The following is a 26,742-nucleotide window of genomic DNA, read 5'->3' on the forward strand; positions in this document are numbered from 1 at the left end:
CGCCGGGTAGTCGACAGAATTGTGGGCTCTCGGCGAACGTCGCGCGTCGGTACAGTGCCCATTGTGCACATCGCTATGTTCATGGATTACCACCCGGCCACGCTCGGTGGTGTCCAGACTGCGGTCGGCTCGCTGTGTCGCGGGCTCGAGCGTGCGGGCCACCACGTAACTCTCTTCGTCGCGCCGCTGTCGGGCAAAACCACTGATTCCCGGCCGAACGTGGTCGAGCTCGAGGCGGTCGCCGGGCTCGAGGCGAACGGCTTCCCGGTGGTGCTGCCGACCAAGCGCAATGCCGAGTTGATCGACGCCGCTTTCGCCGCACACGGCCCGATAGACGTCGTACACACGCACACCACCTACGGTGTCGCCATTTCCGGGATGAAAGCGGCACGGCGACACCGGCTTCCGCTGGTGCACACCGCCCAGAGCCGGGACGACGCCTTCATCGAACACACCTCGCCCGCGCCCTATGCGGCAGCATTGGCGATGCGCGCGTTGCACGGCCGGTTCGTGCCGCACCGCCATCACATGCCACACGGGTCCGAGAGCCGCGCCGCGCGCCATGCCTGGTGGACGATCGTCGGCCAGGCTCAGGCCGCCGACCGGGTGATCGCGCCGACGCAGCATTTCGCCGACCTGATGGTCGCGCACGGGCTGACCCGCCCGATTCAGGTGGTGTCCAACGGCGTCGACGATGCCCTGCTGGAAAACCACAGCAGCGTGGTTTCCGGACAGTCGGCCGACGGGCCGCTGCGGCTGGTGTGGAGTGGCCGACTTTCCACCGAGAAGCGCCTGCTCGACGCTATCGACGCGGTGCGGCGCACCGACAACTGCACCCTCGATATCTATGGCGAAGGCGATTTGCGCGACGCCGCGACCGCGGCGATCGTCGAGCACCGTCTCGACGATCGAATCCGATTGCACGGCAGAGTCACTCAGGCTGAATCCCTCGACGCCATGTCCGGTGGCGATGCGCTGCTTTTCCCCTCCTACGGCTTCGACACACAGGGCATGGTCCTGCTCGAGGCCGTGGCGGTGGGGCTTCCGATCATCTACTGCGATCCCGATCTCGACGAGTCGGTGCCGACCGGTGGCGGTGTCCGCACGGCGGATGCTTCGGCCGCGGGGATCGCCGCGACCATTGCCGAGCTGGCCGCCGATCGCGATGCGCTCACCGAAATGTGCACCGTGCTCGGCAAATACAGCGACTCGGTGCTGCAGTCACAGCACACGGGCGCCGTGCTGGACATCTATCGACAGGCCGGCGAGACGTCCGCGCTCAGCCCCGAACCGGTGATGCCGCACTCTCTTTCGGAAGTGCCCACCGCGCCGGGGCACCTGCCGCTGGTAGGTCATAGTCTGCGGGCGCTGCGCGACGCCCCCGCCTTTGTGACGTCGCTGTCCGGCCTCGGTCCGGTCGTGCGGATATTTTTCGGCAAGCAGACCGGATACCTCCTCACCACCCCGGATCTGGTTCGCGAGGCGGGCATCGGCGACGCGGAGCTCAATCGTGAAGACCTGCGTGAGGCAATCGAGGACATCGCAGGTGGATCGGTCAACGTCCTGCGCGGCGACGAACACAAGCTGCGGCGCAGGATGATCGCGCCCGCATTGCGCCAGAGCCGCCTCGCCGAGTACACGAGGTCGGCGGCCGATATCGCCGAAAGCTGGTCGGCGGGACTGCCATCGGGTGCACGCGTGAATCTGATGGACGAGGCCCACGGCCTGATTCTCGACACGGTCTCCTCGACGCTGTTCACCGCCGAGTTCAGCGACGACGCGCGCCGCGAGATTCGGGACAATGTGCCGTGGCTGCTCGGCCAGGTCATCCTGCGGACCGCATTGCCGCCGCAGGTGCGCCGGCTGCGCGTGATCGCGAACTGGCGGTGGCGCACGAAGGCGCGCCACCTGCGTGGCGCCATCGGGGAGGTGGTGTCGGAATATCGCCGCCGCGACGAGGATTTCAACGACGTGGTCTCCGCGCTCATCCGGCACACCGACAGCGAGACCGGAGCAACGCTGTCCGACGAGCACATCATCGATGAAGCGATCCTGATGCTGGCAGGTGGCGTCGGGTCGATGGCCTCACTGACCGGCTGGCTGTGGCACGAGGTCATGCGCCGACCACACATCGCCGAACAACTCTATGCCGAACTCGATGCCGTCGTCGGAACCGGCCCTGTTCGACCGGAGCATCTCGCCGCGCTCCCCTATCTGAAACAGGTTGTGACGGAGACACTTCGCTTCTGGGGCCCGTGGATCAGCGCGGGCACCGCCGATGGCGACGTCACCATCGGCGGGCTCACCATTCCGGACGGCGCGGCAATCATGTTCAGCCCCTATATGGTTCAGCACGACAAGCGCTATTACGCCAACCCGGAGGCTTTCGACCCGGCGCGCTGGTCACCGGAGCGCGCCGACGCCATCGACAAGAAGGCCAACCTGTCCTTCGGCGTCGGCCGCCGCCGCTGCCTCGGCGACCACTTCGCCCTGCTCGAGATCACCCTGGCCTCGGCAGCGCTGCTCGCACGCTGGCGGCCGACGCCTGATCCGAACTACGTCGTGCGGGCCTCCAACCGAGACTTCGTCCTGTCGCCCTCGGCGCTGCCGGTCACGCTGAACCCGCGGTAGCAGGCGGAAGCACAACGTGTTCGAACGCACGCCAACCTAGGCCAGGCCCAACTCCCGCAGTTCCGAGCAGACCGCGAGGAAGCGTTCGTTCTCGGCCGTCGAACCGATGGTCACGCGCAAGTGGTGCTGGGTACCAACCTCTCGGATCAGCACCCCACGGTCGAGGTAGTTCTGCCACGCCTTGGACGGATCAGCAAACCTGCCGAAGAGTAGGAAATTCGCTTCACTGTCATAGACTTCGAATCCCAGGGTGCGCAGCGCGGCACAGACTCGGCCTCGCTCCGCGATCGTGGTTGCGACACGAGCGAGGATGGTGTCGGAATGGCGCAATACCGCTCGTGCAGCGGCCTGGGTGATCGCCGAGAGGTGGTACGGCAATCGAACCAGCGATATCGTCTCGACCACTGCGGGCGCGGCAATGAGATATCCGAGCCGACCGCCGGCGAAACCGAACGCCTTGCTCAATGTCCTGGTCACCACCAGCTTCGTGGGGAATCGCTCGATGAGCCTGATCGCACTCGGTGTCGCGGAGAATTCGCCGTACGCCTCGTCCACCACAACGATTCCGGGTGCGGCGTTCAGGATTCGTTCCAGCTCGCCGATTTCGGTGCTGTGGCCGCTGGGACTGTGCGGATTGGTCACGAACACGAGATCGGGCCGCTGGTCGGTGATCGCGGCCACGATGTCGTCGACATCGAGGGCGAAATCGGGCGCGCTGGGAACTGAAATCCACTCGGTGTCAATGCATTCGGCGAGGATGCGATACATCGAATACGCCGGCGTGCAGCCGAGCGCACGCTGACCTGCGCCACCGAACAATGCCATGAGCTGCTGCAGAATCTCGCTGGAGCCGTTGGCCACCCAGACATTGGCGGGGGCCACCGCGCATCCGATACTCCTGGTCAGGTAGTCGGCCAGCTCGGTGCGCAGTGCGAGTGCATGCGGGTCAGGGTAACGGTGTGATGTGGTGGCCGCGGCCCGCACCGCCTCCGCGATGTCGGATACCAACTCCGGCGTCGGCGGATACGGCATCTCGTTCGTATTCAGCCGCACCGGAACAACCGGTTGCGGTGCGGCATAGGATGTCAGGCGACGCAGGCTCTGACGTAGCGGTAGCTCAGCGGGTAGCGCCCCGGCTCCGAGCGGCGTCACGGTAGAGCCCTCAGCAGGCTCTCGGTCGCCAACCGTTATCAGTGTCATGCAAAGCCCCTTCGAAACAAACCATGCGTCCCGTTACGCACATCACATGATCGCCGAAGCGTTGCTGCCCGCCTCACCGATGATGGGAACCGATGCGACCGCGGGCCGACGCGACGACGGACGTGAAAACGATCAGCGCCGCCGGAACCCTGGTCGAGGCCGAAGGAAGGCGCACCGACGGGTCGGCAAAGCCCCCAAGACCGACAACAGCCAGCGGCTGATTTGCTGCCACCACACACAATCGAGACCGGTCGCGAAGCCATCGAGCACCTGCAGACCTCAGGGCGGCCGAATCCGGCTCACACCGTCACCGCTTACCTGTGGCAGGGGGTGTCGAACGTTGCCTTGTCGGTGTAGGTGACGTTGGGTAGGTATGAGATCCTCTGCGCCCCAGAACATCCGCTCTTGCCGCTGGGCGCGCGTCCTTCCCGGTGACAGATACAACTCGCATGTGACAACGACGACCTGCCGTCGAGCTCGCGTTCCCCTGCGGTCAGCATCGACACACTCCGATATAATCGAACACACGTTCGAGTTGGAGGGAGTCGGGTATGCGGGCGCTTCGCCCAGCCGAGATCGCCGGGCTGCTGGCCAACGACATCGTCGCGCACCTGGCCACGGTCGATGCGTCGGGATATCCACACGTCACGCCGATCTGGTTCCTCTGGGACGACGGCGCCTTCCGTCTCACCAGCTATGCGGGGCGGCCACACCTGCGCAGGATCCGTTCGAACCCACGCGTCGGCCTGGTCATCGATCGGGAAGCCGGGTTGCGGGCCGATGGTCAACGCCCCAATCGGCAAGTCCGCATCCTCGGTGACGCCGAACTGGCCACCGACCGGGACGGCATCTGGACCGCGCGCATCCGTGAGAAGTACCTCGACAGCGCGAGCGCTTCCGGGATGGCCGAACAAGACCTCGCCTGCGACCGGATACTGATCACGGTTAGACCGAACCTGTTCATCGCTGTCGCAAGCACCTGACGATCCGCAAACCGCGCGTGGGCGACACCGCACGCGAGGGGACACCGCCGGAAAGGAAGTGTTGCGATGCCCACCATCGTTCCCCGGCGGTCCGAGGGGATCCCCTGCCCCGCACCGCAGTTCCCGGACTGCGTTAAGGTTCGCTCAGTCACTGTCCGCAACGTTCTGGAGTCCCGAGTGAGCGACGACCTTGCGATCGAGATGCGCGACGATCGTGTGGCAGTGGTGGAATTCTCGCGGCCACCCTACAACTACTTCGACACCGGCCTGATCCGGTCCCTGGCCGATGCGTATGCCGCGCTGGACGCAAACCCCGACTGCCGAGCAATTGTCTTGTGCTCCACCGGAAAACACTTCTGCGCGGGAGCCGACTTCGCCGGGCCGGGGATCGGCGATCCACGCGAGCTGTATGCGGAGGCCGCGCGGCTGTTCGAGGTCGGCACCCCGACCGTAGCGACCGTGCACGGCGCAGCGATCGGAGGCGGGCTCGGACTGGCACTGTCAGCCGACTTCCGGGTCGCCACCCGTGAGACGCGATTCATCGCCAACTTCGCCAGGCTCGGCATCCACCACGGGTTCGGACTTACCGTCACGCTGCCCGCGGTCATCGGCGCACAGAAGTCTCTCGACCTGCTGACCACCGGTCGGGCCGTCGACGGGGCCGAAGCCGAAACCATCGGCCTGTGTGATCGACTGACCACCGCGAGCACACTCCGCGACGAGGCCATCGCACTGGCCGCGCAACTCGCGGCCAACGCGCCGCTCGCAGTGCGCTCGATCCGCACCACATTGCGCGGTGATCTGGCCGAAAAGGTCCGTGCCGCAACCGATCACGAGGCCAAACAGCAGGCGGAACTGATGCACAGCGCCGACTTCGCGGAAGGCGTCCGCGCGGTCGTCGAACGCCGCGCGCCGAAGTTCACCGCCTCCTGAGGACTGACCTTCGTCACCAGGCGCATTCAGCGAATTCACGCCGGAGATGGCTGCCGAGGTGTTGTCGAGTTCAGGTGGAAGTCAGCTGTGCTGGTTCTGCAATTCCCCTACCAATCCGAAACGTTCGGCGAATTCCGACATCTTGTCCAGCTGTTGACCGGGATCGCCCGGCTGGAGTCCGACGACGATTCGGGTCACGCCGCGCGCGGCCGAAGCCTCGACCTGTTCGGCAGTCATGTCGATAGTCCCCCAACGGGTGTACTCGAGCGCCGCGGGATCGCGGCCTGCCTCCACAGCCGACGCCTTGGCCAGATCCCACTGAATGTCACGTTCGGGCTCGGGCAGCATCCCACCGGCGAAATAGCCGTCACCGCGCCGACCGGTCCGACGCGCCGCCGCTCTACTGCTGCCACCGATATGGATCGGAAGCTCGCTCGCCCCTTGCGGTTTCGGGAAGCTGCACAGATTGTCGAAGTCGAAGAACTCACCGTGATAGCCGACCCCCTCCGGCCCGCCCGACCACAGCAGGCGCATGACGTCGATCGCTTCGTCGGCGCGTCTGCCCCGGGTGGCGAAGTCCACGCCCGTCGCTTGCGCCTCGCCCGGCAGGAAACCGAGCCCGACGGTGAGCAGCTGCATACGCCCGCCGGACAGTACATCGATCGTCGCGAGCCGCTTGGCCAGAATCACCGGATGCCGGTACGGCAGCAGCAGTACACCGGTACCCAGCAGAATCCTCCGGGTAGAAGCGGCGACGAAGCTCAGACTGTCGAGCGGGTCGAAATACGGCAGCGTCGAAGGCAGCTCATTTCCCCCGTATAACGCACCGGGATACAGCGCGATGTGATCCGGCAGATACAGGCCCTCGAAACCGCTGTCCTCGGCATGCACAGCAAACGCGGTGAGCCGGTCGGGGTCGGTGCCGTTGAACGGCGTGCTGTAGCTGATCGCGAACTTCATGGGCATTCCTCGGATGATCGATGCGGACGAAGCACGGCCCTTCCGTGCGGCCGGCGATCGCAACGCTAAACGTTGCCGCCGAGGTCAAGGCAACCTCGGACGAGCAGGCCAGACGTTTGTCGCCCGCATCGAACGGATCCTTTTTCGCCTCCGGGTACGAGCCCGCGCATCCGGAGCGATGTGGCGCCGTGCGGCTTTACGCGATCGTGACCCCAATGACCGAACGCGGCATGCATCCGGCGACAAGCTGGATGTATGCCGCTCGGCCAGGAAAGGACACGCACATGATGGAGTTCGATGTTCCCGTCATCGACATCTCGTCCTACGTCGACCTGGCAAGCGATGCCGAGCGGGCCACGGTCGCTCGCCAGGTGGATGCGGCCGCGGGCACGGTCGGGTTCATGCAGATTCGCGGGCACGGCATCGCGCGGTCGGTCCTCGACGACTTCGCCGCCACGCTCGACGACTTCTTCGCCCTCGATCCGGCGATCAAACAGCGGTACCGGACCGCCGTCGAATTCAACCGCGGTTACACACCGCCGAAAAGCGAGAACCTGAGCTCGAGTCTCGGGGTGGCCTCGGCGACTCGGATGAACGATTACTTCGAAGCGTTCAACGTCGGCACCACCACGGCCGACTACCCGGACCTGGACCTGCCCGCGGCGGCAGGCTATGCCGACAACGTCTGGCCCGCCGAGCTGTCCACATTCCGACAGCGGGTCCAGGCGTACTTCGCCGAGGCCGCGCGCGTCGTGCGTACTCTCACCACCATCTTCGCCGACGCCCTCGACCTGCCCGCCGGATATTTCGACCACTTCACCGATCACTCGCTGGACGTGCTGCGGATGAACAACTACGCCCTGCCTCTGGGCACCGTCGATCTCGACGGCGAACTCAAGGGCATGGGCGAGCACACCGATTACGGCATCGTCACCGTGCTGTGGGCCGACCAAGTCCCCGGCCTGCAGGTACTCGGTGCGGACAGACGCTGGCACGACGTGCAGCCCGCCGACGACGCACTGCTGGTCAACCTCGGCGACTTGATGACGCGCTGGACCAACGAACGGTGGCTGTCCACTCTGCACCGGGTGATGCCGCCGATCGTCGACGGCACTATCGAACGCCGCCGCAGCGCCGCGTTCTTCCACGACGGCAATTTCGACGCGATGATCGAGACGCTGCCTTCGTGCATCGGTGCAGGCAGCAAGTACGCGCCGATCACGGTCTCCGAGCACGTGCAGGCGAAGCTGGCCGGTTCGCGTGCGCTGCAACCGAATACGAACGCACAGCGCGAGGCCGCCAGACTGCTGTCCGCGCTGGACAGATGAGATCCTACTTGCGGAATTTCGCCTCGAGTTCCCGCAATGTGGCCTGCAGGTCCGCGGGATCGTTGGTCTTGAACACACCCTGGTAGCCGGTCTCGGCGCGCACGGCCGCCTCGACCTCGGGGTCGTGGTACAGCTTCGCGAGGGCCACCAATTTCGGGTTGTCCTTGTCCGCGGCGCGGGCGGCGAAGATATTGATGTACTGCTTCAGCTCCGGCCGCTCGGGGTCATCGGTGAAGATCACTTCTTTGGTGGTCAGACCGGCGGGGCGCGCGAAGGTGTCATCGACGAATGCCGCGTCCGAACTGTCGAGCGAAGGCGCGGTCAGTGTGGGATCGATGGTGGTCAGGCGCACCTTGGAGGCGGCGGTGTCGACATCCTCGATCTTGGAGTCCCAGCTCGCGCCGCCATGGAGCACGATCAGGCCCGCCGCAGACAGCGCCAGCAGCGGCCGCACCTGGTTGGCCGGATTGTTGCTGAGCGTGATCTGGCCGCCCTTCGGAATGTCGTTGACCGACTTGTGCTTCCGCGAGTAGAGGGTGAGCGGGAAGATCTCGGTGGCGCCGATCGGCACCAGGGTGTCGTTGTTGCGGACGTTGTAATTGGCCAGATACCGCACATGCTGGAACTTGTTGAGATCCACCCGCTGCTGCGACAGCGCGGGGTTCGGCTGGTTGTAATCGGTGAAGTTGACGTACTCGACCGTGATGCCCTGTTCAGCGGCCTTCTTCTGATAGACCTGCCAGTGCGGCAGCGCGATGTCGTTCACACCGACACGAACCACGTCCGGACTGCGCTCGTCACCACATGCGACCGCACCGGCGGCAAGGGCGAACAGGATCGGGATCATCGCAACACGGCGCAGCACTCGCATTGCTCGCAAACTAGACGCCAACCGGAGGAGTTCGCGAGAGTTTTGCTCAGCACAATTCAAACCGTTGCCGCGCCCCGCGAGACACCGCTTGGATTACCGGGTTCAGAAAGCGCTCGATCGGGCACGGGTCCGTCGGGTGGATGTTGCGACAAGCATTCGGGAGCACGAGTGAAATTCCATCGGGTACTGGCGATCCCGGTCCTGGTTGCCACCGCGGCCCTCGCCCTTACGGCGTGCGGCTCCGACGACAAGGCCGCCTCCGACACGGTAGTGCGCATCGGCACCACCGACAAGGACAAGGCCTGGGACGTCTTCGAGCAGAAGGCGAAGGAGCAGGGCATCACCTTGAAGATCACCAACTTCTCGGACTACAAGCAGCCGAACCTCGCGCTGTCGCAAAAGCAGATCGATGTGAATCTGTTCCAGCACCTGCAGTTCCTCGGCGCCTACAACGTCGCGAACAATGCGGATCTGACCCCGATCGGCTCCACCTATATCGTGCCGCTCGGCCTGTATTCCAAGAAGCACAAGACCGTCGCCGACCTGCCGCAGGGCGCCGAGATCGCGATCCCCAACGACCCGACCAATCAGGCGCGAGCGCTGTTCGTGCTGCAGGCCGCGGGTCTACTGAAGTTGTCGTCGGACACCAAGGCGCCCTCGCCCGCCGATATCGACAAGGGCGCGTCCAAGGTCAAGGTGACCCCGGTCGACGCGGCGCAGACGGCGCTGTCGCTGGCCTCGGTCGACGGATCGATCATCAACAACACCTTCTTGGACCGCTCCGGCATCGACCCCAATTCGGCTCTGTACAAGGACGATCCGAAGAATCCGTCCGCGGAGCCGTACATCAATGCGCTGGTGACAAGGGCCGAGGACAAGAACAACCCGAGGTACCAGAAGCTCGTCGAGCTCTGGCACTCCCCCGAGGTGCAGCAGGCCCATTCCGAGGTGACCAAGGGCACGGCGGTCGAGGTGCGGCGCAACGGTCCCGAGCTGGAGCAGATCCTGCAGCGGGTACAGCAGACCATCCGCGACGGCAAGTGAGCGAGCATCAGGTCCCCGCGGTCGAATTCCGTTCGGTCACCAAGGCTTTCGGCAAAGGCGCAGATCGGCATGTCGCGCTCGACAGCATCGATCTGCGGATCGAAAAGGGTGAGATCTTCGGCGTGATCGGCTATTCCGGGGCGGGCAAGAGCACGCTCGTACGGCTGATCAACGCACTGGAGAAGCCGACGAGCGGCACCGTCGAGGTCTCCGGCACTCCCATCACGGGGGTGCGGGAGGCCGAGGTGCGGCGGATCCGCCGGGACATCGGCATGGTGTTCCAGCAGTTCAACCTGTTCCGATCGCGCACGGCCGCAGGGAATATCGAGTACCCGCTGAAGGTGGCACGCTGGCCGCGGGCCCAGCGCAAGGCGCGCGTCGCCGAACTGCTCGAGTTCGTCGGCCTGTCCGAGAAGGCGCGCAGTTATCCCGATCAGCTCTCCGGTGGCCAGAAGCAGCGCGTCGGCATCGCGCGCGCTCTCGCCACCTCGCCGTCCTTGCTGCTCGCGGACGAATCGACCTCGGCGCTGGATCCGGAGACCACCCAGGAGGTGCTGCGGCTGCTGAAGCAGATCAATCGCGAGCTCGGCGTCACCATCATGGTCATCACCCACGAGATGGATGTCATCCGCGCGGTGGCCGACCGTGTCGGGGTCCTGGCCGAGGGTCGAATCGTGGAGCTGGCCCGCACTTTCGACGTCTTCGCCGACCCACAGGCGACGCCGACCCGGTCGTTCGTCGACACCGTGCTGCACAACCGGCCCAGCGACGAGGAGTTCCGCAGGCTCAGCGAGCTGCACGGCGGCAGGCTGGTCACCGTCGACATCGACGACAAGCGCGGTATCGGCGCGGCGCTGGCCGCGGCGACCAACGCACAAGTCCGGTTCGAGGTGGTCTACGGCGGGGTGAGCACGTTGCAGGACAAGACGTTCGGCAGCGTCACGCTGGCTTTGCACGGGCCCGGCGATGCGGTCGACAAAGTGGTCGACGAACTCGATCGCCGACCGGCCTGAAAGGAGCAAGCATGCATACCGATTGGGACAAACTGCGGCCGGTGCTGCAGGAAGCGATCGGCACCACCGTCTATCTGGTACTGCTCACCTTCGTGATCGGCGGACTGATCGGGCTGTTCCTCGGGACCGCCCTGTACACCACCCGCAAGGGCGGCCTGCTCGCGAACGCCCCGATCTACTTCCTGCTCAACGTGCTCGTGAATGTGGTACGGCCGATTCCGTTCATCATCCTGCTCGCGGCACTCGGGCCGGTAACCCTGGAGGTAGTCGGCACCACCATCGGCACCGAGGCTGCCGCCTTCGTCATGATCGTGGCCGCATCGTTCGGCATCGCGCGCATCGTGGAGCAGAATCTGGTCACTGTCGATCCCGGGGTCATCGAGGCGGCACGGGCCGTCGGCGCCGGACCGCTGCGGATCATTCTGACGCTGCTCATCCCGGAGGCACTCGGCCCGCTGGTGCTCGGCTACACCTTCGTGATCGTTGCGATCGTCGATATGTCGGCCATGGCGGGCACCGTCGGCGGCGGTGGTCTCGGCGACTTCGCGCTGGTCTACGGCTATCAGCGGTTCGACTGGCAGGTCACGCTGGTTGCGACGCTGATCATTATCGCGGGTGTTCAGGGCATCCAGTTCTTCGGCAATTTCCTGGCCAGGAAAGTATTGCGCCGCTGAAACATTGATACGCGCGATGGTCGACCGCGCGTATCAATGGGCTCGTCAGCGCGCGTTCGCTGTGCACTCCGAGGTGACGATCGCAGCGCGGCTCGGCGCCGCGCTGCCGAGGGCGGCCAGTAGCGGTGACGGGTCGGGACCGAGCTGCCCGACCGCGGCCTGCTCCGCCTCCACCCGCGAATACCCGAATGCCCAGGTGTAGTGGCCGTCGCGGACCGCGACGGCGCCGCAGCCATTGGCGAAGTGCACGATGACTCTGCACTTCGCGGCGCCGCATTCCGACAGCGCCCGCCGATCGGCGTCCTCGTAACTCCCATAGTTGACACCGGATCCGACGACCGCGCCGCGCGATGTGTTCGACATCGCCAGCGACCCGTACAGGTCGCCGGCCGCGCCTGCGGTTCCGGCCCCGAGCCCGACGAACGCGGTCGCGGATGACACGACCAGGCCGAGAGCCGCCTTGCCCGACACTGACATCATGATTTCTCCCCATTTATCGAAACAATGTGCAGCGCGATCGTTGTCCACCGCTCACGAATTATGCAAACCTGCTCCTCATCGCGACGTCATTCGATTCCGCAGCGGGACAACATCTCTCCAGTCGGCCGGCCAGTTCACCAGGGCGACGACCAGCATGATCACCAAGTGCAGCGGCGCGGAGACCTCCTCGTAGATCGCGCCGTCGTCGATGAGGTGCGTAGTCACGGCGCCGGTCAGCACCAGAACCAGCATCGCGGCGCCGAGGAATCGAGTCTCCTTGCGCGGCACCACCAACAACACGGCGGCGATCAGTTCCAACCCACCGACGACGAATCGCATTTTCGGGTCGAAACCCCACTCGGCGAACTTCTCCGAGTACGCCGGGCCGAAGAAGGTCGGCCCAGGCCAGAACTTCGTGGCGAATCCGATGACGAACTCGAACGCGAGAAACCAGTAGACGGCCTGGCCGAGCGGAGCCGATCGTGAACGTTGCGGCATGTTGTTCCTCCGGAGGAGTTGTCGCCACGCGGCGCGACGACGACGGGTAGATCCCGTCACCGCAATGACCGTGGGAGGCCCGAAGATGTGACAGCCGCAGATTCCGACTCAGAACCAGCGCCGTGCTCGGCGCGCGGAGGTCGGACGCATTCGATCGTACGTGCGCCGCGCCTGCGGAACACTCGAATAGCCGGCGAGCGGCGCTACCCGCCATTCGGCGCGGTAGTGCTCCGGATACAGAACGGCTGGCACGGACCCGAAGTGGACGGCACGGTCGTCGTCGGCCCGTCCTCGAAATCATCGGTGCTCACCAACACCAGTACCAGCACGGCGAAAAACAGCACGGCGGCAAGAATGATCACGACCCACCCCCAGCGCGGCTGACGGTCCCTCGAGAACTCGTGGATTTCCAACCAGAACATCGCCTGCTTCTTCCGACTCCCGCCCCATCATCGCAGGCCCACGGCGCGGCTTCATCACGAGTGGCACAGGTTTCGGCAAATACGAGAAGTACTCTCCTGTGTGGCCTCGCCGGACGATCGACTCCGGAATGCACAACGCCCCGACCACGGGGTCGGGGCGTTGCGAGCGGGTATCCGGTCAGACGGTGAAGCCCAGGGCACGGAGCTGTTCGCGGCCGTCTTCGGTGATCTTGTCGGGGCCCCACGGGGGCATCCACACCCAGTTGATCTTGAGGTCCTCGACGAGGCCGCTGCGCACGAGTGCGTTGCGCGACTGGTCCTCGATGACGTCGGTCAGCGGACAGGCCGCCGAGGTGAGGGTCATGTCCAGGATGGCGACTTCGTCCTGGACGGCGAGGCCATAGACCAGCCCGAGGTCGACCACGTTGATGCCGAGCTCGGGGTCGACGACGTCGCGCATCGCCTCCTCGAGATCCTCGAGGCGCTTGATGTCTTCCGCAGACAGCTCGACCTGTTCAGCCTGTTCGGCGGATTCGGTTACCGGTGTCTCGCTCATGCCGTTTCCCCATTCGTTGGCAATCCATTGCCCATCGGACGCTTGGCTTCCTCGGCGGAGGCTATCCGGACCACCGCGTCCTTGAACGCCATCCAACCGAGCAAAGCGCACTTCACCCGAGCCGGATACTTGGCGACGCCCGCGAAGGCGATACCGTCGCCGATCATGTCCTCGTCGCCCTCGACCGTGCCGCGGCTCGCGACCATCTCGTTGAACGAGTCGACCACCTTCAGCGCCTGCTGCAACGGCAGGCCGATGACCTGATCGGTGAGCACCGAGGTCGACGCCTGAGAGATCGAACAGCCCTGACCGTCGTAGGAGACGTCGGCGACGTCACCGTTGTCGTCGAGCTGCACACGCAGGGTCACCTCGTCACCGCAGGTCGGGTTCACGTGGTGCACCTCGGCGCCGAACGGTTCCCGCAGCCCACGGTGATGCGGGTGTTTGTAGTGGTCCAGGATCACTTCCTGGTACATCTGCTCCATGCGCATGTCTTATCCAACCCCGAAGAAGCTCTGAGCCTTCCGCACTGCGGCTACCAGCTTGTCTACCTCGTCGAGGGTGTTGTAAACCGCAAAGGAGGCGCGCGCTGTCGCAGGCACGCCGAGGCGGCGCATCAGCGGCCACGCGCAGTGGTGACCCACTCGGATGGCGACGCCTTCGTCGTCCAGGATTTGGCCGACATCGTGCGCGTGGATGCCGTCGACCACGAACGACACCGCGCCGCCGCGGTCGACGTTCTCGGTCGGTCCGACGATCCGCACGCCGTCGATGGCGCCGAGTCCGGCCAGCGCCGCGTCGACGAGCGTGTGCTCGTGTGCGGCAACGGCTTCCATGCCGATCGCCTCGAGATACCGCACCGCGGCACCGAGTCCGACCACCTGCGAGGTCATCGGCACGCCCGCCTCGAACCGCTGCGGCGGCGGGGCGTAGGTGCTCGCCTCCATGGTGACGGTCTCGATCATCGAGCCACCGGTGATGAACGGCGGGGTCTCCTCCAGCAGCGCACGGCGGCCGAAGAGCACACCGACACCGGAAGGTCCGAGCATCTTGTGACCGGAGAACGCGGCGAAATCGATGCCGAGCTCGCGGAAGTCCACCGGCATGTGCGGCACCGACTGGCAGGCGTCCAGCACCGTGAGAGCGCCGACTTCTTTTGCCCGGCGCACCAATTCGGCCACCGGCGCGATCGAGCCGGTGACATTCGACTGATGGGTGAACGCGACAACCTTGGTGGCGGGCGACAATTCGAGCGAATCGAGATCGATCCGGCCGTCGTCGGTGATGCCGTACCACTTCAGCGTCGCACCCGTGCGGCGCGCGAGCTCCTGCCACGGAACAAGATTCGCGTGGTGCTCGAGCTCGGTGATGACGATCTCGTCGCCGGGACCGACGTGGTACGGGAACCGACTGTCGGCGAAGGAGTACGTCACCAGGTTCAGTGATTCGGTCGCGTTCTTGGTGAAAACGATCTCACCGGCGTGCACGCCGACGAACCTGGCGATATCTGCCCTGGCATCCTCGTAGGCGTCGGTCGCCTCCTCGGCCAGCTGGTGCGCGCCGCGGTGCACCGCTGAATTGTGCTGGACCAGGAATTCGCGTTCCGCGTCCAGGACCGCGACGGGCCGCTGCGAGGTCGCGCCGGAGTCCAGGTACACCAACGGTTTCCCATCCCGAACCGTACGGCTCAGGATCGGAAAATCGGCCCGGATGCGGGCCACGTCGAGTGCGGGGACCGTGGCGGTCATATCAGGCTCCTGCGGTAGCAGACTGGGTGAAGCGGACGTAGCCGTTCGCGTCGAGCTCGTCGGCCAGTTCCGAACCACCCTCGGCGACGATGCGGCCACCGACGAAGACGTGCACGAACTCCGGCTTGATGTAGCGCAGGATGCGGGTGTAGTGCGTGATCAGCAGCACGCCACCGTTCTCGCGCTCCTTGTAGCGGTTGACGCCCTCGGACACGATGCGCAGCGCGTCGACATCCAGTCCGGAGTCGGTCTCGTCGAGGATGGCGATCTTCGGCTTGAGCAGGCCGAGCTGCAGGATCTCGTGACGCTTCTTCTCGCCACCGGAGAAGCCCTCGTTCACATTGCGCTCCGCGAAGGCGGCGTCGATCTCGAGCTCGCTCATCGACTCCTTGACTTCCTTCACCCAATGCCGCAGCTTGGGGGCCTCACCGCGGACGGCAGTGACGGCGGTGCGCAGGAAGTTCGACGTGGACACACCTGGCACCTCGACCGGGTACTGCATGGCAAGGAAAAGGCCCGCACGCGCGCGCTCGTCGACGGACATCGCGAGGACGTCTTCGCCGTCGAGGGTGATCGATCCGGAGGTCACCGTGTACTTGGGGTGGCCGGCGATCGCGTACGACAGCGTCGACTTGCCGGAACCGTTGGGGCCCATGATGGCGTGCGTCTCACCGGAATTGATGGTGAGGTTCACGCCCTTCAGGATCTTGATGGGCTCGCCGGACTCGTCCGGGTTGGCAACCTCGACGTGCAGGTCCTTGATTTCCAGGGTGGTCATCGAATTCGAGTTCCTTTGTGGGGGTAAGTGGTTCGGGATCAGACGCCGACAGCGGCGAGCTCGGCCTCGATGGCCGACTCCAGCCGCTCCCGGATCTGGGGGACCGCGATCTTCTGGATGATTTCTTGGAAAAAGCCGCGCACCACCAGGCGTCGCGCCACATCCTCCGGAATACCGCGGGAGCGCAGGTAGAACAGCTGCTCGTCGTCGAAACGGCCGGTAGCACTTGCGTGACCCGCGCCGACGATCTCGCCGGTCTCGATCTCCAGGTTCGGCACCGAGTCTGCGCGCGCGCCGTCGGTGAGCACCAGGTTGCGGTTCACCTCGAAGGTGTCGGTGCCCTCGGCGGCCGCACGGATCAGCACATCGCCGATCCACACGGTGCGGGCGTCACCCTTCGGCGAATGCGGATCTCCCTGCAGCGCACCCTTGTACAGCACGTTCGACTTGCACTTCGGCTGCGAGTGGTCGACGAGCAGGCGCTGCTCGAAGTGCTGGCCCGCGTCGGCGAAGTAGAGGCCGAGCAGTTCGGCGTCGCCGCCCGGGCCTGCGTAGCGGACGGTTCCGCTGAGGCGAACCAGGTCACCGCCAAGCGTGACCGCGATGTGGCGCAGCGTGGCGTCGCGGCCGAGCAGCGCGTGGTGTGCGGTCGCATTCACGGCGTCGTCGGCCCAGTCCTGGACCGCGACGACGGTCAGCTTCGCGCTGTCACCGAGCACGAATTCCACGTTCTCGGCGTAGGTTCCGCTGCCGCGCTGGTCGATGACCACAGTGGCCGTGGCGAAGTTGGCCAGCCGGATCTGCAAGTGACCGTAGGCGGTCATACCCTCGCCGGGACCGGTAACCGTGACGATCACCGGTTCTGCGACCTCGGTCTCCGCACCGACCGACACGATGGTCGCCGACTCGAAGCCCGAGTACGCCTGGGCGGCAACGCGATCCGACGGCACGCCGGCCTCGCCGAGGCGAGAGTCGGTGCGCGCCACGGTCTCCACGTTCACATCGGCGACCGAGCTGACCTCGACCGTGGCCTGTCCGTCGCGCACCGCGGTGCCGTCGTGCAGGCCGCGCAGTCGACGCAACGGCGTGAACCGCCACGCCTCATCCTTGGACGAGGGCACCTCGAAGGCGTTCACGTCGTAGGAGGTGAACACCTCACCCTTGTTGGTCGCGGAGCCGGCGCCCGGGTTCTGAATCGGCTTGGCCGTAGGGTTCTCGCCCTCGACCGCTCCAACAACGCCAGTCGCCATCAGCCGACGGCCCCTTCCATCTGCAGCTCGATGAGCCGGTTCAATTCCAGTGCGTATTCCATTGGCAGTTCCTTGGCGATGGGCTCGACGAACCCGCGCACCACCATCGCCATGGCCTCGTCCTCGGTCATGCCGCGGCTCATCAGGTAGAACAGCTGGTCCTCGGACACCTTCGACACGGTGGCCTCGTGGCCCATCGTCACGTCGTCCTCACGGATGTCGACGTAGGGGTAGGTATCCGAGCGGCTGATCGTATCGACAAGCAGCGCATCACATTTCACGGTCGACTTGGAGCCGTGCGCGCCCTTGTTGACCTGAACGAGGCCGCGGTAGGAGGCCCGGCCACCTCCGCGGGCCACCGACTTGCTGATGATGGTCGAGGAGGTGTGCGGCGCCAGGTGCAGCATCTTCGCGCCGGTGTCCTGGTGCTGCCCCGGACCGGCGAACGCCACCGAGAGCACCTCGCCGCGGGCGTACTCGCCGGTCATCCACACGGCAGGGTACTTCATGGTGACCTTGGAGCCGATGTTCCCGTCGACCCACTCCATGGTCGCGCCCGCCTCGGCCTTGGCCCGCTTGGTGACCAGGTTGTAGACGTTGTTCGACCAGTTCTGGATCGTGGTGTAGCGGCAGCGGCCGCCCTTCTTCACGATGATCTCCACGACCGCGGAGTGCAGCGAGTCCGACTTGTAGATCGGCGCGGTGCAGCCCTCGACGTAGTGCACGTAGGCGTCTTCGTCGACGATGATCAGGGTGCGCTCGAACTGGCCCATGTTCTCGGTGTTGATCCGGAAGTAGGCCTGCAGCGGGATGTCTACGTGCACGCCCGGCGGCACGTAGATGAACGAGCCACCCGACCACACGGCGGAGTTCAGCGCGGAGAACTTGTTGTCGCCGGCCGGGATCACGGTGCCGAAGTACTTCTGGAACAGCTCCGGCTGCTCCTTCAGTGCGGTGTCGGTGTCGAGGAAGATGACACCCTGCTTCTCCAGGTCCTCACGGATGGAGTGGTAGACGACCTCGGACTCGTACTGTGCCGCGACACCGGAGACCAGGCGCTGCTTCTCCGCCTCGGGGATGCCGAGCTTGTCGTAGGTGTTCTTGATGTCCTCTGGCAGGTCTTCCCAGGTCTCGGCCTGCTTCTCGCTGGAACGCACGAAGTACTTGATGTTGTCGAAGTCGATGCCATCGAGGTTGGAACCCCAGTTCGGCATGGGCTTGCGATCGAAGATGCGCAGTGACTTGAGGCGGTAGTCCAGCATCCAGTCCGGCTCGCTCTTCTTCGCCGAGATGTCGCGGACAACCTCCTCGGAGAGGCCTCGTTGCGCGCTGGCACCGGCCACATCCGAGTCGGCCCAGCCGTAACCGTATTTGCCCAGTGAAGCGATGGTCTCTTCCTGAGTGAGCGGTTGCACCTGGTCGGTGGTTGTCGTCATTCGGCACTCCTTCCGGAGTCGTTCGTACGTCCCGCTGCGGGCTGTGCAGCGGTTGATGGAGAAGCTGACTTCATATCGGTAATAGGGGGAACGAACAGCGGCACATGGGTGGTGCAGGCACAATCGCCGTTGGCGATCGTCGCAAGTCGTTGCACGTGGGTTCCGAGCAGGTCCCGGAAAGCCTCCAGTTCGGCCTCGCACAGCTGCGGGAATTCCTCCGCCACATGGGAGACCGGGCAGTGGTGCTGGCAGATCTGCACGCCCGCGCCCACTTTGCGAGTGGTCGCGGCGAAACCGGCGTCGGTGAACGCCTCGGCGATCTCGTCTGCCTTCGCAGTGGTCGTCTCCGGTGTGTGCTCACCGACGGGCTCGATGCCTGCCACGATGGTGCGCGCCCGCTTGCGTGCGAACTCGGTGATGGCCTCATCGCCGCCGATCTCACCGAGCTGCCGAATAGCCGCGCCGGCCAGGTCGTCGTAGGCGTGCCCCAACCGGCCGCGGCCCACGGAGGTGAGCTGGTACTGCTTGGCGGGCCGACCGCGGCCCTTCTGCTGCCAGGGCGCCGACCGGCTGGCCCTGGCCTGACCGGAGTCGATGAGCGCATCGAGATGGCGACGGACCCCGGCCGGGGTCAAGCCCAGCTTGGTTCCGATGGCGGTCGCGGTGATCGGTCCGTCTTCCAGCAGCAGCTGGACGATGGCTGCCCGCGTATGCCCCTCACCGCTCGGGACGAGGGTCGCAGGCGCGGCCGACGACGCAGCACCGGTACGGCGACCGGCCCTGGAGTCCTCGTCATGCGGCAAACCCACGGTTTTCACAACACCAGTGTGGCGGAATTCCTTCCCGGAATCTAATAAGGGTGCCCTGACCCAGAGGGCTCTTGACCTGCCGATGAATCCCGTCGAGCCCGACGATCACGCGATTCTTCGACAGCCAGATGTTCGCTACGAGATTTGGAGCTCGCAACTGTGATCGATCGCACTGCGTCTCGCTGCCGAACATCCGCGCAATCAACTGTGAAAACAAGGATTCGACCGAGTGGGAATCACCGGTATCCGAATATTCGCCAACGCCTGTGCGATCACTCGAATGACGATCGCTGCGACACTGGCCACAGCATCCAGCGCGGGCTTCCCATCGGTGGCTGGTGCGACCGTGCCCCGCCAGGCGAGCAACTCCGCCGCCGCGACCTCGATCCACCGCCTCGATTCCGAAACCATGCCGCCGATTCTGCTCCACCGACGCTGGCCGACAGCTCGAGATAGTCGGCTGCCGTCCGCCACGGTGAGGGCACCCGTATTCCTCTAGGCTTCGTCTCGTGGCGGTACTCGACAGCGCGCGGCGCAGCACAAAGGCACTCGGACGCCGGGTACTCGGGCTCGACGCGCCTGCCGCCGATCACACTGTCGCGGTTCTGCATCGCGACGAATCAGAGGTCCCGGAGCTCGACCGCCGGGAGATGGCGCAGCTCGATCGGATCCGCCTGCTGGGCGCGACCGGGACGGTGCTGATGGTGATCAGCGCGCTCGGCGTCGGAGCCCAGCCGGTGCTGCAGAATCCCACCTCGGGCATCCGCATCATCGCAATCTTCGGGCGCGCGCACACCGGGTCGCTGGCGGTGTGCATGGTCGGCACCACGATGGTGGTGCTCGCGTGGCTGCTGCTCGGCCGTTTCGCGGTCGGCGGTCTGGGTGGCTCGCCCCTGCACCGGCTGACCCGCTCGCAGCTCGACCGCACGCTACTGCTGTGGATCCTGCCGCTGTGTATCGCGCCGCCGCTGTTCAGCAACGACGTGTATTCCTATCTGGCACAGAGCGAGATCGCCGCGCGCGGCATCGACCCCTATGAGATGGGGCCGGCCCAGGCACTCGGAAACGACAATGTGCTGACCAGAAATGTCCCGAACATCTGGCGCGAGACGCCGGCACCGTACGGCCCGTTGTTCCTGTGGATGGGACGCGGCATCGCCGCGCTGACCGGCGACAACATCATCATGGGCGTCTGGATGCACCGAATCCTCGCGCTGGCCGGCGTCGCGCTGATCGTCTGGGCGCTGCCGCGGCTGTCGGCGCGCTGCGGGGTGGCGCCGGTGAGCGCGCTGTGGCTCGGCGCGGCCAACCCGCTGGTGCTGTTCCATCTCGTCGGCGGCGTGCACAACGATGCGCTGATGCTCGGGCTGATGCTCGCAGGCTTGGAGCTCTGCCTGCGCGCGATCGACATCGAACCGTTCGACGGACGAGCCTACGCGCTGTTGATCGGCGGGGCGGTGGTCATCACCTTGTCCTCGTCGATCAAGATCACCTCGATTGTCACCATGGGATTCGTCTGGGTCGCGCTGGCCCGCAAATGGGGCGGCGGTATGCGCTCGCTCGTCATCTCCGCCGCGCTACTCGGCGCAATCGCGCTCAGCACCACAGCTTTGATCAGTTCACTGAGCGGCCTCGGGTTCGGCTGGATCCATACGCTCAATACCGCGAGCGCGGTACGCAGCTGGATGTCGCTGCCCACCGCGGTCGGCATCGTCACCGGATTCGGCGGCGTGCTGCTCGGCCTCGGCGACCACACCACAGCGATGCTGAGCATCACCCGGCCGATCGCGGCAGTGGTCGCGGCGTTTGTGACGGTGCGCATGCTGGTCGCCACCGGAACCGGGCGACTGCATCCGGTCGGAGCGCTCGGTGTCTCGCTCGGCGCCATCGTGCTGCTGTTCCCGGTGGTGCAGCCCTGGTATCTGCTGTGGGCGATCGTGCCGTTGGCAGCATGGGCGACCCGGCCGATATTCCGCGTGCCCGCCATCCTGTTCTCGGCGATCGTCAGCGTGCTGCAGATGCCACGCGGCGGGGAGTTCGAGGTCTTCCAGATCGTCGGCTCGGCGATCGTCACCGTGATCGTGTGCCTGCTGTTCATCGTGATCACCCGCAATGCGCTACCGTGGCGTGGCCAGTCGGGGGTGTCGGCTCCGTCACAGCAGCCGACGTCCTACGGTGTCTCATCGTGACCGCAGCCTCCGGACCCGCCGTGCGCATCGACGGCGTCGTCAAGCGTTACGGCGAGACCACCGCGGTCGACGGGATCAGCTTCGATGTCGAGCAGGCACAAGTGCTCGCGCTGCTCGGACCGAACGGCGCAGGCAAGACCACCACCGTCGAAATGTGCGAAGGCTTCGTGACGCCCGACGCCGGGTCGGTGCGAGTGCTCGGCCTGGATCCGATCGCCGACTCCGATCGTCTTCGGCCGCGCATCGGCGTGATGCTGCAGGGCGGCGGCGCCTACCCTGGCGCGCGGGCGGGCGAAATGCTCGACCTGGTCGCGGCCTATTCCGCCGACCCGATCGACCCCGATTGGCTACTGAAAACCCTCGGCCTGCAAGACAACCGGCGCACCCCGTACCGCCGTCTTTCCGGCGGGCAGCAACAACGGCTCGCGCTGGCGTGTGCGCTGGTCGGCAAGCCGGAGATCGTGTTTCTCGACGAACCGACCGCAGGCCTGGACGCCCAGGCCAGGCTGATCGTGTGGGAGCTGATCGACGCGCTGCGCCGCGACGGGGTCACCGTCCTGCTCACCACGCACCTGATGGACGAGGCCGAACAGCTCGCCGACCAACTGGTGATCATCGACCACGGCAGCATCGTCGCCGCCGGTACGCCCGCCGAGGTGACCGCGCACGGCGCCGCCGGACAGCTACGCTTCTCCGCCCCACCGAAACTCGATCTCGAACTGTTGAAAACGGCACTGCCGGAAGGTTTCTCGCCGCGCGAGACGACGCCGGGCTGCTACTTGGTCGAGGGCGAGATCAATCCACAGGTGCTGGCGACGGTGACTGCGTGGTGTGCCAGGGTCAACGTGCTCGCCACCGACATCCGGATCGACCAGCGCCGCCTCGAAGACGTCTTCCTGGAACTCACCGGACGGGACCTACGCGGATGAACCAGCCCGATCTCGTCGGAAACCGGTTCGCACCCGGCACCTTCACCCCCGACTCGCGCCCCAACGGCTGGGCCTCCATGATGCGTGCGCAGACCAGACTCGAGCTGATCCTGTTGCTGCGCAATGGCGAACAACTGCTGCTGACCATGTTCATCCCGATCACGCTGCTGGTCGGACTGTCTCTGCTGCCCTTCGGCGATCTGGGCGAGGACCGGGTGAACAAACTCGTGCCCACGGTCATGATGGTGGCCGTGATGTCCACCGCGTTCACCGGGCAGGCCATCGCGGTCGGCTTCGATCGTCGCTATGGCGCGCTCAAACGTCTCGGCGCGACGGCGCTGCCCCGCTGGGGCATCGTCGGCGGCAAGTGCGCGGCGGTGCTGATCGTGGTGGTATTGCAGGCCATCCTGCTCGGCGTCATCGGCTTCGCGCTCGGTTGGCGGCCCGATCTCGCCGGACTCGCGCTCGGCGCGCTGGTGATCGCACTGGGCACCGCGACTTTCGCGGCGATGGGGCTGCTGCTCGGCGGCACCCTCAAGGCGGAAATCGTGCTCGCGCTCGCCAATATCCTGTGGTTCGTGATGCTCGGTGTCGCCAGCATTGTCTTCGCCTCCGACGACCTGCCGACCGCGGTGAACGTGCTGGCCCGGCTTGTCCCCTCGGGTGCGCTAGCGGTCACTCTCGAAGACGCTATGCGCAGCACTGTCGACTGGTTCGGCATCGCGGTCCTCGCCGCGTGGGGCGCGGTGTCCGCGCTCCTGGCAACCCGTTTCTTCCGCTTCGACTGAGTTGCACAACGACACCACGTAGTAGACCGGGTGAGTCGCCCCAACCGACAGCCGCTACCATCGTTCGCGTGCTGTATCGCGCATTTTTGCGTCTCGTCGACAAGCTTCCGCTCCCCTCACTGAAGGTGCAGCGTTGGATCGCGGCCGCCGTCATCCTGTCGCAAGCAGGCATTGCGGTCACCGGCGCGATCGTGCGCGTCACCGCTTCCGGTCTCGGCTGCCCGACCTGGCCGCAGTGCTTTCCCGGCAGCTTCACCCCGATCGGCGTCTCCGAGGTCCCGGTCCTGCATCAGACCGTCGAGTTCAGCAACCGCCTGCTGTCGTTCGCGGTGACCCTGTGCGCCGCACTCATCGTGCTGGCCGTCACGCGCGCCCGCCGCCGCCGCGAGGTGCTGGTCTACGCGTGGTTGATGCCGGGCGGCACCGTCCTGCAGGCGGTCATCGGCGGCATGACCGTCCGCACCGGCCTGCTGTGGTGGACCGTCTCCGTGCACCTGCTCGCGTCGATGCTCATGGTCTGGGTTTCGGTGGTGATGTTCGCGAAGGTCAGTGCACCCGACGACGGCATCGAAGTGATCCAGGCCCCCACCCCACTGCGCTGGCTCACCGCACTCAGCGGCGTCGCCCTCTCCGCCGTGCTCATCGCGGGAACCCTGGTAACCGGCGCCGGTCCGCACGCGGGCGACAAGAGCATCGAGCGCCAGGTCGAGCGCCTGCAGGTCGAGATCGTCACTCTGGTGCACCTGCATTCGCAACTGCTTGTCGGTTACCTGGCTCTGCTGATCGGCTTGGCCTTCGGGCTGTTCGCGGTCGGCATCACTCCCGCCGTCCGCTCGCGGCTGTTCGTACTGCTCGGCCTGGTCGGCGCGCAGTCGCTGATCGGCATCGTCCAGTACTTCACCGACGTGCCCGCAGCCCTCGTCGCGATCCACGTCGGTGGTGCCGCCGCCTGCACCGCCGCCACCGCCGCCCTCTGGGCGTCGCTGCGCACCCGCGAACGCATCTCGGCGGCGCTACCCGACGCTGCCGTTCGGTCTGCGTAAGCCGGGTCCCGCTGGTGGACACCTCGGTGTCGAATTCGAAACCGGTTGCCTGTCACCGTTTTTCGAGGGTCAGAATTGAGTTTCGCTACGTGAGGGTGGTCGCGGCGCGCAGACCGACCGTGCAGCCGGACACGGAGCGCAGACCGACTACGTGGACGCTGTCGACACCGCGCAATGCGCGGCAGCCCAGATATTGAACGTCGATTTCTTCGATACAGGCGCGGCGACCAGGGGGCACGGCACGTGCTCGGCGGATCCGTGGGTCAACGAATTCCTCAGCCCGCACGGGGAGTTTTTCGGATTGACTTGGCATCCAACCGAATACGGAGACACGGTCGTCTCGACCGCGCTGCAGCAGTGGATAGTCCACCAGCCGTAGGAAGTCCAGTGGTGCGGTGATGCACCCGCCTCGGCACCAGCCCAATCGATCGTGATGTCCACCGAATCTGTTGCGCTGGTGCCCCGGCGCAGCCTACGCGGCTCCACCAGCCGGGCCGCGCGACCTCGACCGATCCGGGCTTCATCATCTACCGGTCGTACCGACTCGGGCGCTTGCTCCACGCGTGGCGGGCGTCGACCGCTGAGCCATCAGCATTTCGATGTCTCGTATCAATGATCCTATTGGTGCTCCGATGAATCGCTACCTACCGTTGTGCTGGCGGCGAGCTGACGATCCGGACACGAAATGTCAGCACGTCGACAAATCCACGATCAGGAGGCAAATGATGTCGAAGATCCTTTTCGTCATGACCGGCGTCGACTACTGGACTCTTGCCGACGGCACCAGACATCCGACCGGCTATTGGGCCGAAGAGGTGGTCGCACCATACACAGCGTTCAAGGCCGCGGGTCACGAGATTGTGGTCGCCACCCCGGGCGGTGTGGCGCCGACGGTCGACAAGGGCAGCCTGGCGCCCGAGGTGAACGGTGGTCAGGAGGGTGCAGCCGCGATTGCGGCAGTGCTCGACGCGGCGACCGAGCTGCAGCAGCCGATCCGGCTGGCGGACGTGGACCTCGCCGACTACGACGCCGTCTATTACCCCGGCGGACACGGCCCGATGGAAGACCTGGCCGTGAACGCCGAATCGGGCGCGCTGCTCAACGCGACGCTGGCCTCGGGCAAGCCGCTCGGCGTTGTCTGCCACGCTCCAGCCGCCCTGCTCGCCACCGCCGCCGACGGCAACTCGCCGTTCGCGGGCTATCGGGTCACCGGTTTCACCAATGCCGAAGAGACCCAGGCCGGCTTCGCCGACAAGGCCAAGTGGCTGCTGCAGGATCAGCTCGTCGACCTGGGTGTCGACTTCCGCGAGGGCGAGCCGTGGGCTGCGCACATCGAGGTCGATCGCACCCTCTACACCGGCCAGAACCCCGCATCGTCGGCGCCGCTGGCGGCGGAGCTGGTCAAAGCACTGGGCTGAATACGATGGCCGCCGACCGGACCGACGAGGTGCTCGACGCCACGGCGCGCTGCCTTGCGCGCTACGGCGTGCGACGCACCACGATGGACGACATTGCCGGTGAAATGGGTATGTCGCGGTCGGCGGTCTATCAATACGTGCACAACAAAGAGGACGCGGTCCGCCGCCTGAGTGCGCGCCTGCACGACCGAGCACTGCGGCGGGCACGGCAGGCCGCGGCCGGGCACCCTCCCGTCGCCGATAGGGTGCACGAAATCCTTACGGCCAAGCTCGATCTCGCCACCGGACCATTTGCCGACTCGCCACACGCCGCCGAATTGCTCGATGAGCACACACGATTGAGCGGCGACATCTGCCGTGGCTTCACCACCGAGCTGCTCACATTGCTCACAGCAGTGTTCGCAGAGTCGGCCGCGCCGAGACCCGACGACGCGGCGCAGATCTGCCTGGCCGTGCTCGTCGGACTGATCGCCGCGGACCGCACCGAACTGCTGCGCCCCGCCGTCGACGCCGCGGTTTCGGGGCTCGGTGTACCGACTGGTGGCGAGCTGGCCGCGACCAGTCCGGTCCGATCGCGGGTGCGTGGCTAGCGAGCCGGTGCGCCTGTGTGCTGGAGCCGATTCACTATCCAGCCCTTTATTTTCCGTGGCGATGCCTTCCCCACAGTCGCGGAGGAGGCGTGCCCGCCGCAGGCACCGCTCGGGCATATCCGGGGCGGTCGAAATGTTGCTCGCAATGGTGAAGTGCGCCATCCGCGCCGC

27 protein-coding genes are annotated in these 26,742 nt (G+C 65.7%); 13 read left to right on the top strand and 14 right to left on the bottom strand.

Annotated features, from left to right (window positions below; genetic code table 11):
• Positions 1-63: 63 nt before the first annotated feature.
• Positions 64-2,631 carry a cytochrome P450 gene (locus tag ACLMAL_RS24160; protein WP_412001167.1) on the top strand — a complete coding sequence of 856 codons (2,568 nt, stop codon included), beginning with the start codon at positions 64-66 and terminating at the stop codon, positions 2,629-2,631.
• 36 nt (positions 2,632-2,667) lie between these two features.
• Here ACLMAL_RS24160 and ACLMAL_RS24165 read toward each other — a convergent pair whose 3' ends face one another.
• Entirely contained in the window at positions 2,668-3,831 is a 1,164-nt protein-coding gene (locus ACLMAL_RS24165; protein WP_412001168.1) for a histidinol-phosphate transaminase, read from the bottom strand.
• A 551-nt stretch (positions 3,832-4,382) separates the two neighbouring features.
• Here ACLMAL_RS24165 and ACLMAL_RS24170 point away from each other — a divergent pair.
• Positions 4,383-4,814, top strand: coding sequence for a pyridoxamine 5'-phosphate oxidase family protein (locus ACLMAL_RS24170; RefSeq protein WP_412001169.1), 432 nt, complete (start codon positions 4,383-4,385; stop codon positions 4,812-4,814).
• Positions 4,815-4,991: 177 nt separating this feature from the next.
• Positions 4,992-5,747, top strand: coding sequence for an enoyl-CoA hydratase/isomerase family protein (locus ACLMAL_RS24175; protein ID WP_412001170.1), 756 nt, complete (start codon positions 4,992-4,994; stop codon positions 5,745-5,747).
• Positions 5,748-5,828: 81 nt separating this feature from the next.
• Here the strand turns inward: ACLMAL_RS24175 and ACLMAL_RS24180 are convergent, their stop codons facing one another.
• Positions 5,829-6,707 (bottom strand): LLM class F420-dependent oxidoreductase, encoded by an 879-nt coding sequence (locus ACLMAL_RS24180; RefSeq protein WP_412001171.1) that lies wholly within the window; start codon positions 6,705-6,707, stop codon positions 5,829-5,831.
• Between the two features lie 251 nt (positions 6,708-6,958).
• Between ACLMAL_RS24180 and ACLMAL_RS24185 the strand changes: the two genes are divergently transcribed.
• Positions 6,959-8,035 (top strand): isopenicillin N synthase family dioxygenase, encoded by a 1,077-nt coding sequence (locus tag ACLMAL_RS24185; RefSeq protein WP_412001254.1) that lies wholly within the window; start codon positions 6,959-6,961, stop codon positions 8,033-8,035.
• 4 nt (positions 8,036-8,039) lie between these two features.
• On the opposite strand, the gene ACLMAL_RS24190 is transcribed toward ACLMAL_RS24185, so the two are convergent.
• The gene (locus ACLMAL_RS24190; RefSeq protein WP_412001172.1) at positions 8,040-8,906 is read right to left on the bottom strand and encodes a MetQ/NlpA family ABC transporter substrate-binding protein; all 867 of its coding nucleotides are present in this window, start codon (positions 8,904-8,906) and stop codon (positions 8,040-8,042) included.
• 168 nt (positions 8,907-9,074) lie between these two features.
• Between ACLMAL_RS24190 and ACLMAL_RS24195 the strand changes: the two genes are divergently transcribed.
• The 3 genes from ACLMAL_RS24195 to ACLMAL_RS24205 are packed head-to-tail and all read left to right on the top strand — an operon-like array spanning position 9,075 to position 11,637.
• Positions 9,075-9,950, top strand: a complete 876-nt coding sequence (locus tag ACLMAL_RS24195) for a MetQ/NlpA family ABC transporter substrate-binding protein (protein WP_412001173.1) — start codon at positions 9,075-9,077, stop codon at positions 9,948-9,950.
• Positions 9,947-10,963: a methionine ABC transporter ATP-binding protein gene (locus ACLMAL_RS24200; RefSeq protein WP_412001174.1), complete on the top strand. Its 1,017-nt coding sequence runs from the start codon at positions 9,947-9,949 to the stop codon at positions 10,961-10,963. The genes ACLMAL_RS24195 and ACLMAL_RS24200 overlap by 4 nt, the downstream gene beginning before the upstream one ends.
• 11 nt (positions 10,964-10,974) lie before the next feature.
• Positions 10,975-11,637, top strand: coding sequence for a methionine ABC transporter permease (locus tag ACLMAL_RS24205; RefSeq protein WP_328402849.1), 663 nt, complete (start codon positions 10,975-10,977; stop codon positions 11,635-11,637).
• Between the two features lie 45 nt (positions 11,638-11,682).
• Here ACLMAL_RS24205 and ACLMAL_RS24210 read toward each other — a convergent pair whose 3' ends face one another.
• The 11 genes from ACLMAL_RS24210 to ACLMAL_RS24260 all read right to left on the bottom strand — a co-directional run bounded on the left by ACLMAL_RS24210 (position 11,683) and on the right by ACLMAL_RS24260 (position 20,025).
• The gene (locus ACLMAL_RS24210) at positions 11,683-12,117 is read right to left on the bottom strand and encodes a DUF4189 domain-containing protein (RefSeq protein ID WP_412001175.1); all 435 of its coding nucleotides are present in this window, start codon (positions 12,115-12,117) and stop codon (positions 11,683-11,685) included.
• Positions 12,118-12,192: 75 nt separating this feature from the next.
• The gene (locus ACLMAL_RS24215) at positions 12,193-12,615 is read right to left on the bottom strand and encodes a DoxX family protein (protein WP_412001176.1); all 423 of its coding nucleotides are present in this window, start codon (positions 12,613-12,615) and stop codon (positions 12,193-12,195) included.
• A gap of 203 nt (positions 12,616-12,818) precedes the next feature.
• Positions 12,819-13,037 carry a hypothetical protein gene (locus ACLMAL_RS24220; protein WP_412001177.1) on the bottom strand — a complete coding sequence of 73 codons (219 nt, stop codon included), beginning with the start codon at positions 13,035-13,037 and terminating at the stop codon, positions 12,819-12,821.
• 178 nt (positions 13,038-13,215) lie between these two features.
• Positions 13,216-13,593 (bottom strand): metal-sulfur cluster assembly factor, encoded by a 378-nt coding sequence (locus ACLMAL_RS24225; RefSeq protein ID WP_328402857.1) that lies wholly within the window; start codon positions 13,591-13,593, stop codon positions 13,216-13,218.
• The gene (sufU, locus tag ACLMAL_RS24230; RefSeq protein ID WP_328402859.1) at positions 13,590-14,084 is read right to left on the bottom strand and encodes a Fe-S cluster assembly sulfur transfer protein SufU; all 495 of its coding nucleotides are present in this window, start codon (positions 14,082-14,084) and stop codon (positions 13,590-13,592) included. Before sufU ends, ACLMAL_RS24225 begins: the two co-directional genes overlap by 4 nt.
• Before the next feature lie 3 nt (positions 14,085-14,087).
• Positions 14,088-15,341 (bottom strand): cysteine desulfurase, encoded by a 1,254-nt coding sequence (locus tag ACLMAL_RS24235; RefSeq protein WP_412001178.1) that lies wholly within the window; start codon positions 15,339-15,341, stop codon positions 14,088-14,090.
• 1 nt (position 15,342) lies between these two features.
• A complete protein-coding gene (sufC, locus tag ACLMAL_RS24240) occupies positions 15,343-16,119 on the bottom strand; it encodes a Fe-S cluster assembly ATPase SufC (protein ID WP_328402862.1) in 777 nt (258 codons plus the stop codon).
• Positions 16,120-16,157: 38 nt separating this feature from the next.
• Positions 16,158-17,369 carry a Fe-S cluster assembly protein SufD gene (gene sufD / locus ACLMAL_RS24245; protein WP_328402864.1) on the bottom strand — a complete coding sequence of 404 codons (1,212 nt, stop codon included), beginning with the start codon at positions 17,367-17,369 and terminating at the stop codon, positions 16,158-16,160.
• Positions 17,369-18,805 (bottom strand): Fe-S cluster assembly protein SufB, encoded by a 1,437-nt coding sequence (sufB, locus tag ACLMAL_RS24250; RefSeq protein ID WP_412001179.1) that lies wholly within the window; start codon positions 18,803-18,805, stop codon positions 17,369-17,371. The genes sufD and sufB overlap by 1 nt, the downstream gene beginning before the upstream one ends.
• Positions 18,802-19,623, bottom strand: a complete 822-nt coding sequence (locus tag ACLMAL_RS24255) for a helix-turn-helix transcriptional regulator (RefSeq protein ID WP_412001180.1) — start codon at positions 19,621-19,623, stop codon at positions 18,802-18,804. Before ACLMAL_RS24255 ends, sufB begins: the two co-directional genes overlap by 4 nt.
• A 192-nt stretch (positions 19,624-19,815) precedes the next feature.
• The gene (locus ACLMAL_RS24260) at positions 19,816-20,025 is read right to left on the bottom strand and encodes a hypothetical protein (RefSeq protein WP_412001181.1); all 210 of its coding nucleotides are present in this window, start codon (positions 20,023-20,025) and stop codon (positions 19,816-19,818) included.
• 98 nt (positions 20,026-20,123) lie between these two features.
• Between ACLMAL_RS24260 and mptB the strand changes: the two genes are divergently transcribed.
• The 6 genes from mptB to ACLMAL_RS24290 all read left to right on the top strand — a co-directional run bounded on the left by mptB (position 20,124) and on the right by ACLMAL_RS24290 (position 26,571).
• The gene (mptB, locus tag ACLMAL_RS24265) at positions 20,124-21,803 is read left to right on the top strand and encodes a polyprenol phosphomannose-dependent alpha 1,6 mannosyltransferase MptB (protein WP_412001182.1); all 1,680 of its coding nucleotides are present in this window, start codon (positions 20,124-20,126) and stop codon (positions 21,801-21,803) included.
• On the top strand, positions 21,800-22,732 hold the full coding sequence (locus ACLMAL_RS24270) for an ABC transporter ATP-binding protein (RefSeq protein WP_328402874.1): 933 nt from the start codon (positions 21,800-21,802) through the stop codon (positions 22,730-22,732). The genes mptB and ACLMAL_RS24270 overlap by 4 nt, the downstream gene beginning before the upstream one ends.
• Positions 22,729-23,520 (top strand): ABC transporter permease, encoded by a 792-nt coding sequence (locus ACLMAL_RS24275; RefSeq protein WP_412001183.1) that lies wholly within the window; start codon positions 22,729-22,731, stop codon positions 23,518-23,520. Before ACLMAL_RS24270 ends, ACLMAL_RS24275 begins: the two co-directional genes overlap by 4 nt.
• Positions 23,521-23,588: 68 nt before the next feature.
• Positions 23,589-24,563: a COX15/CtaA family protein gene (locus tag ACLMAL_RS24280; protein ID WP_412001184.1), complete on the top strand. Its 975-nt coding sequence runs from the start codon at positions 23,589-23,591 to the stop codon at positions 24,561-24,563.
• A gap of 725 nt (positions 24,564-25,288) precedes the next feature.
• Entirely contained in the window at positions 25,289-25,981 is a 693-nt protein-coding gene (locus ACLMAL_RS24285; protein WP_412001185.1) for a type 1 glutamine amidotransferase domain-containing protein, read from the top strand.
• A gap of 5 nt (positions 25,982-25,986) precedes the next feature.
• On the top strand, positions 25,987-26,571 hold the full coding sequence (locus tag ACLMAL_RS24290) for a TetR/AcrR family transcriptional regulator (protein ID WP_412001186.1): 585 nt from the start codon (positions 25,987-25,989) through the stop codon (positions 26,569-26,571).
• Positions 26,572-26,742: the final 171 nt, after the last annotated feature.

Origin of the sequence: Nocardia sp. CWNU-33, assembly GCF_046764895.1 — a bacterium.
Lineage (GTDB): Bacteria > Actinomycetota > Actinomycetes > Mycobacteriales > Mycobacteriaceae > Nocardia.

Excerpts from the sequence above, each read along its gene's own strand:
- ACLMAL_RS24165 (WP_412001168.1), bottom strand. The coding sequence starts at position 3,831 with ATGACACTGATAACGGTTGGCGACCGAGAGCCTGCTGAGGGCTCTACC.
- ACLMAL_RS24170 (WP_412001169.1), top strand. The coding sequence starts at position 4,383 with ATGCGGGCGCTTCGCCCAGCCGAGATCGCCGGGCTGCTGGCCAACGAC.
- ACLMAL_RS24180 (WP_412001171.1), bottom strand. The coding sequence starts at position 6,707 with ATGAAGTTCGCGATCAGCTACAGCACGCCGTTCAACGGCACCGACCCC.
- ACLMAL_RS24185 (WP_412001254.1), top strand. The coding sequence starts at position 6,959 with ATGTATGCCGCTCGGCCAGGAAAGGACACGCACATGATGGAGTTCGAT.
- ACLMAL_RS24190 (WP_412001172.1), bottom strand. The coding sequence starts at position 8,906 with ATGCGAGTGCTGCGCCGTGTTGCGATGATCCCGATCCTGTTCGCCCTT.
- ACLMAL_RS24205 (WP_328402849.1), top strand. The coding sequence starts at position 10,975 with ATGCATACCGATTGGGACAAACTGCGGCCGGTGCTGCAGGAAGCGATC.
- ACLMAL_RS24210 (WP_412001175.1), bottom strand. The coding sequence starts at position 12,117 with ATGATGTCAGTGTCGGGCAAGGCGGCTCTCGGCCTGGTCGTGTCATCC.
- ACLMAL_RS24215 (WP_412001176.1), bottom strand. The coding sequence starts at position 12,615 with ATGCCGCAACGTTCACGATCGGCTCCGCTCGGCCAGGCCGTCTACTGG.
- ACLMAL_RS24220 (WP_412001177.1), bottom strand. The coding sequence starts at position 13,037 with ATGTTCTGGTTGGAAATCCACGAGTTCTCGAGGGACCGTCAGCCGCGC.
- ACLMAL_RS24225 (WP_328402857.1), bottom strand. The coding sequence starts at position 13,593 with ATGAGCGAGACACCGGTAACCGAATCCGCCGAACAGGCTGAACAGGTC.
- sufU (WP_328402859.1), bottom strand. The coding sequence starts at position 14,084 with ATGCGCATGGAGCAGATGTACCAGGAAGTGATCCTGGACCACTACAAA.
- ACLMAL_RS24235 (WP_412001178.1), bottom strand. The coding sequence starts at position 15,341 with ATGACCGCCACGGTCCCCGCACTCGACGTGGCCCGCATCCGGGCCGAT.
- sufC (WP_328402862.1), bottom strand. The coding sequence starts at position 16,119 with ATGACCACCCTGGAAATCAAGGACCTGCACGTCGAGGTTGCCAACCCG.
- sufD (WP_328402864.1), bottom strand. The coding sequence starts at position 17,369 with ATGGCGACTGGCGTTGTTGGAGCGGTCGAGGGCGAGAACCCTACGGCC.
- sufB (WP_412001179.1), bottom strand. The coding sequence starts at position 18,805 with ATGACGACAACCACCGACCAGGTGCAACCGCTCACTCAGGAAGAGACC.
- ACLMAL_RS24260 (WP_412001181.1), bottom strand. The coding sequence starts at position 20,025 with ATGGTTTCGGAATCGAGGCGGTGGATCGAGGTCGCGGCGGCGGAGTTG.
- ACLMAL_RS24275 (WP_412001183.1), top strand. The coding sequence starts at position 22,729 with ATGAACCAGCCCGATCTCGTCGGAAACCGGTTCGCACCCGGCACCTTC.
- ACLMAL_RS24285 (WP_412001185.1), top strand. The coding sequence starts at position 25,289 with ATGTCGAAGATCCTTTTCGTCATGACCGGCGTCGACTACTGGACTCTT.
- ACLMAL_RS24290 (WP_412001186.1), top strand. The coding sequence starts at position 25,987 with ATGGCCGCCGACCGGACCGACGAGGTGCTCGACGCCACGGCGCGCTGC.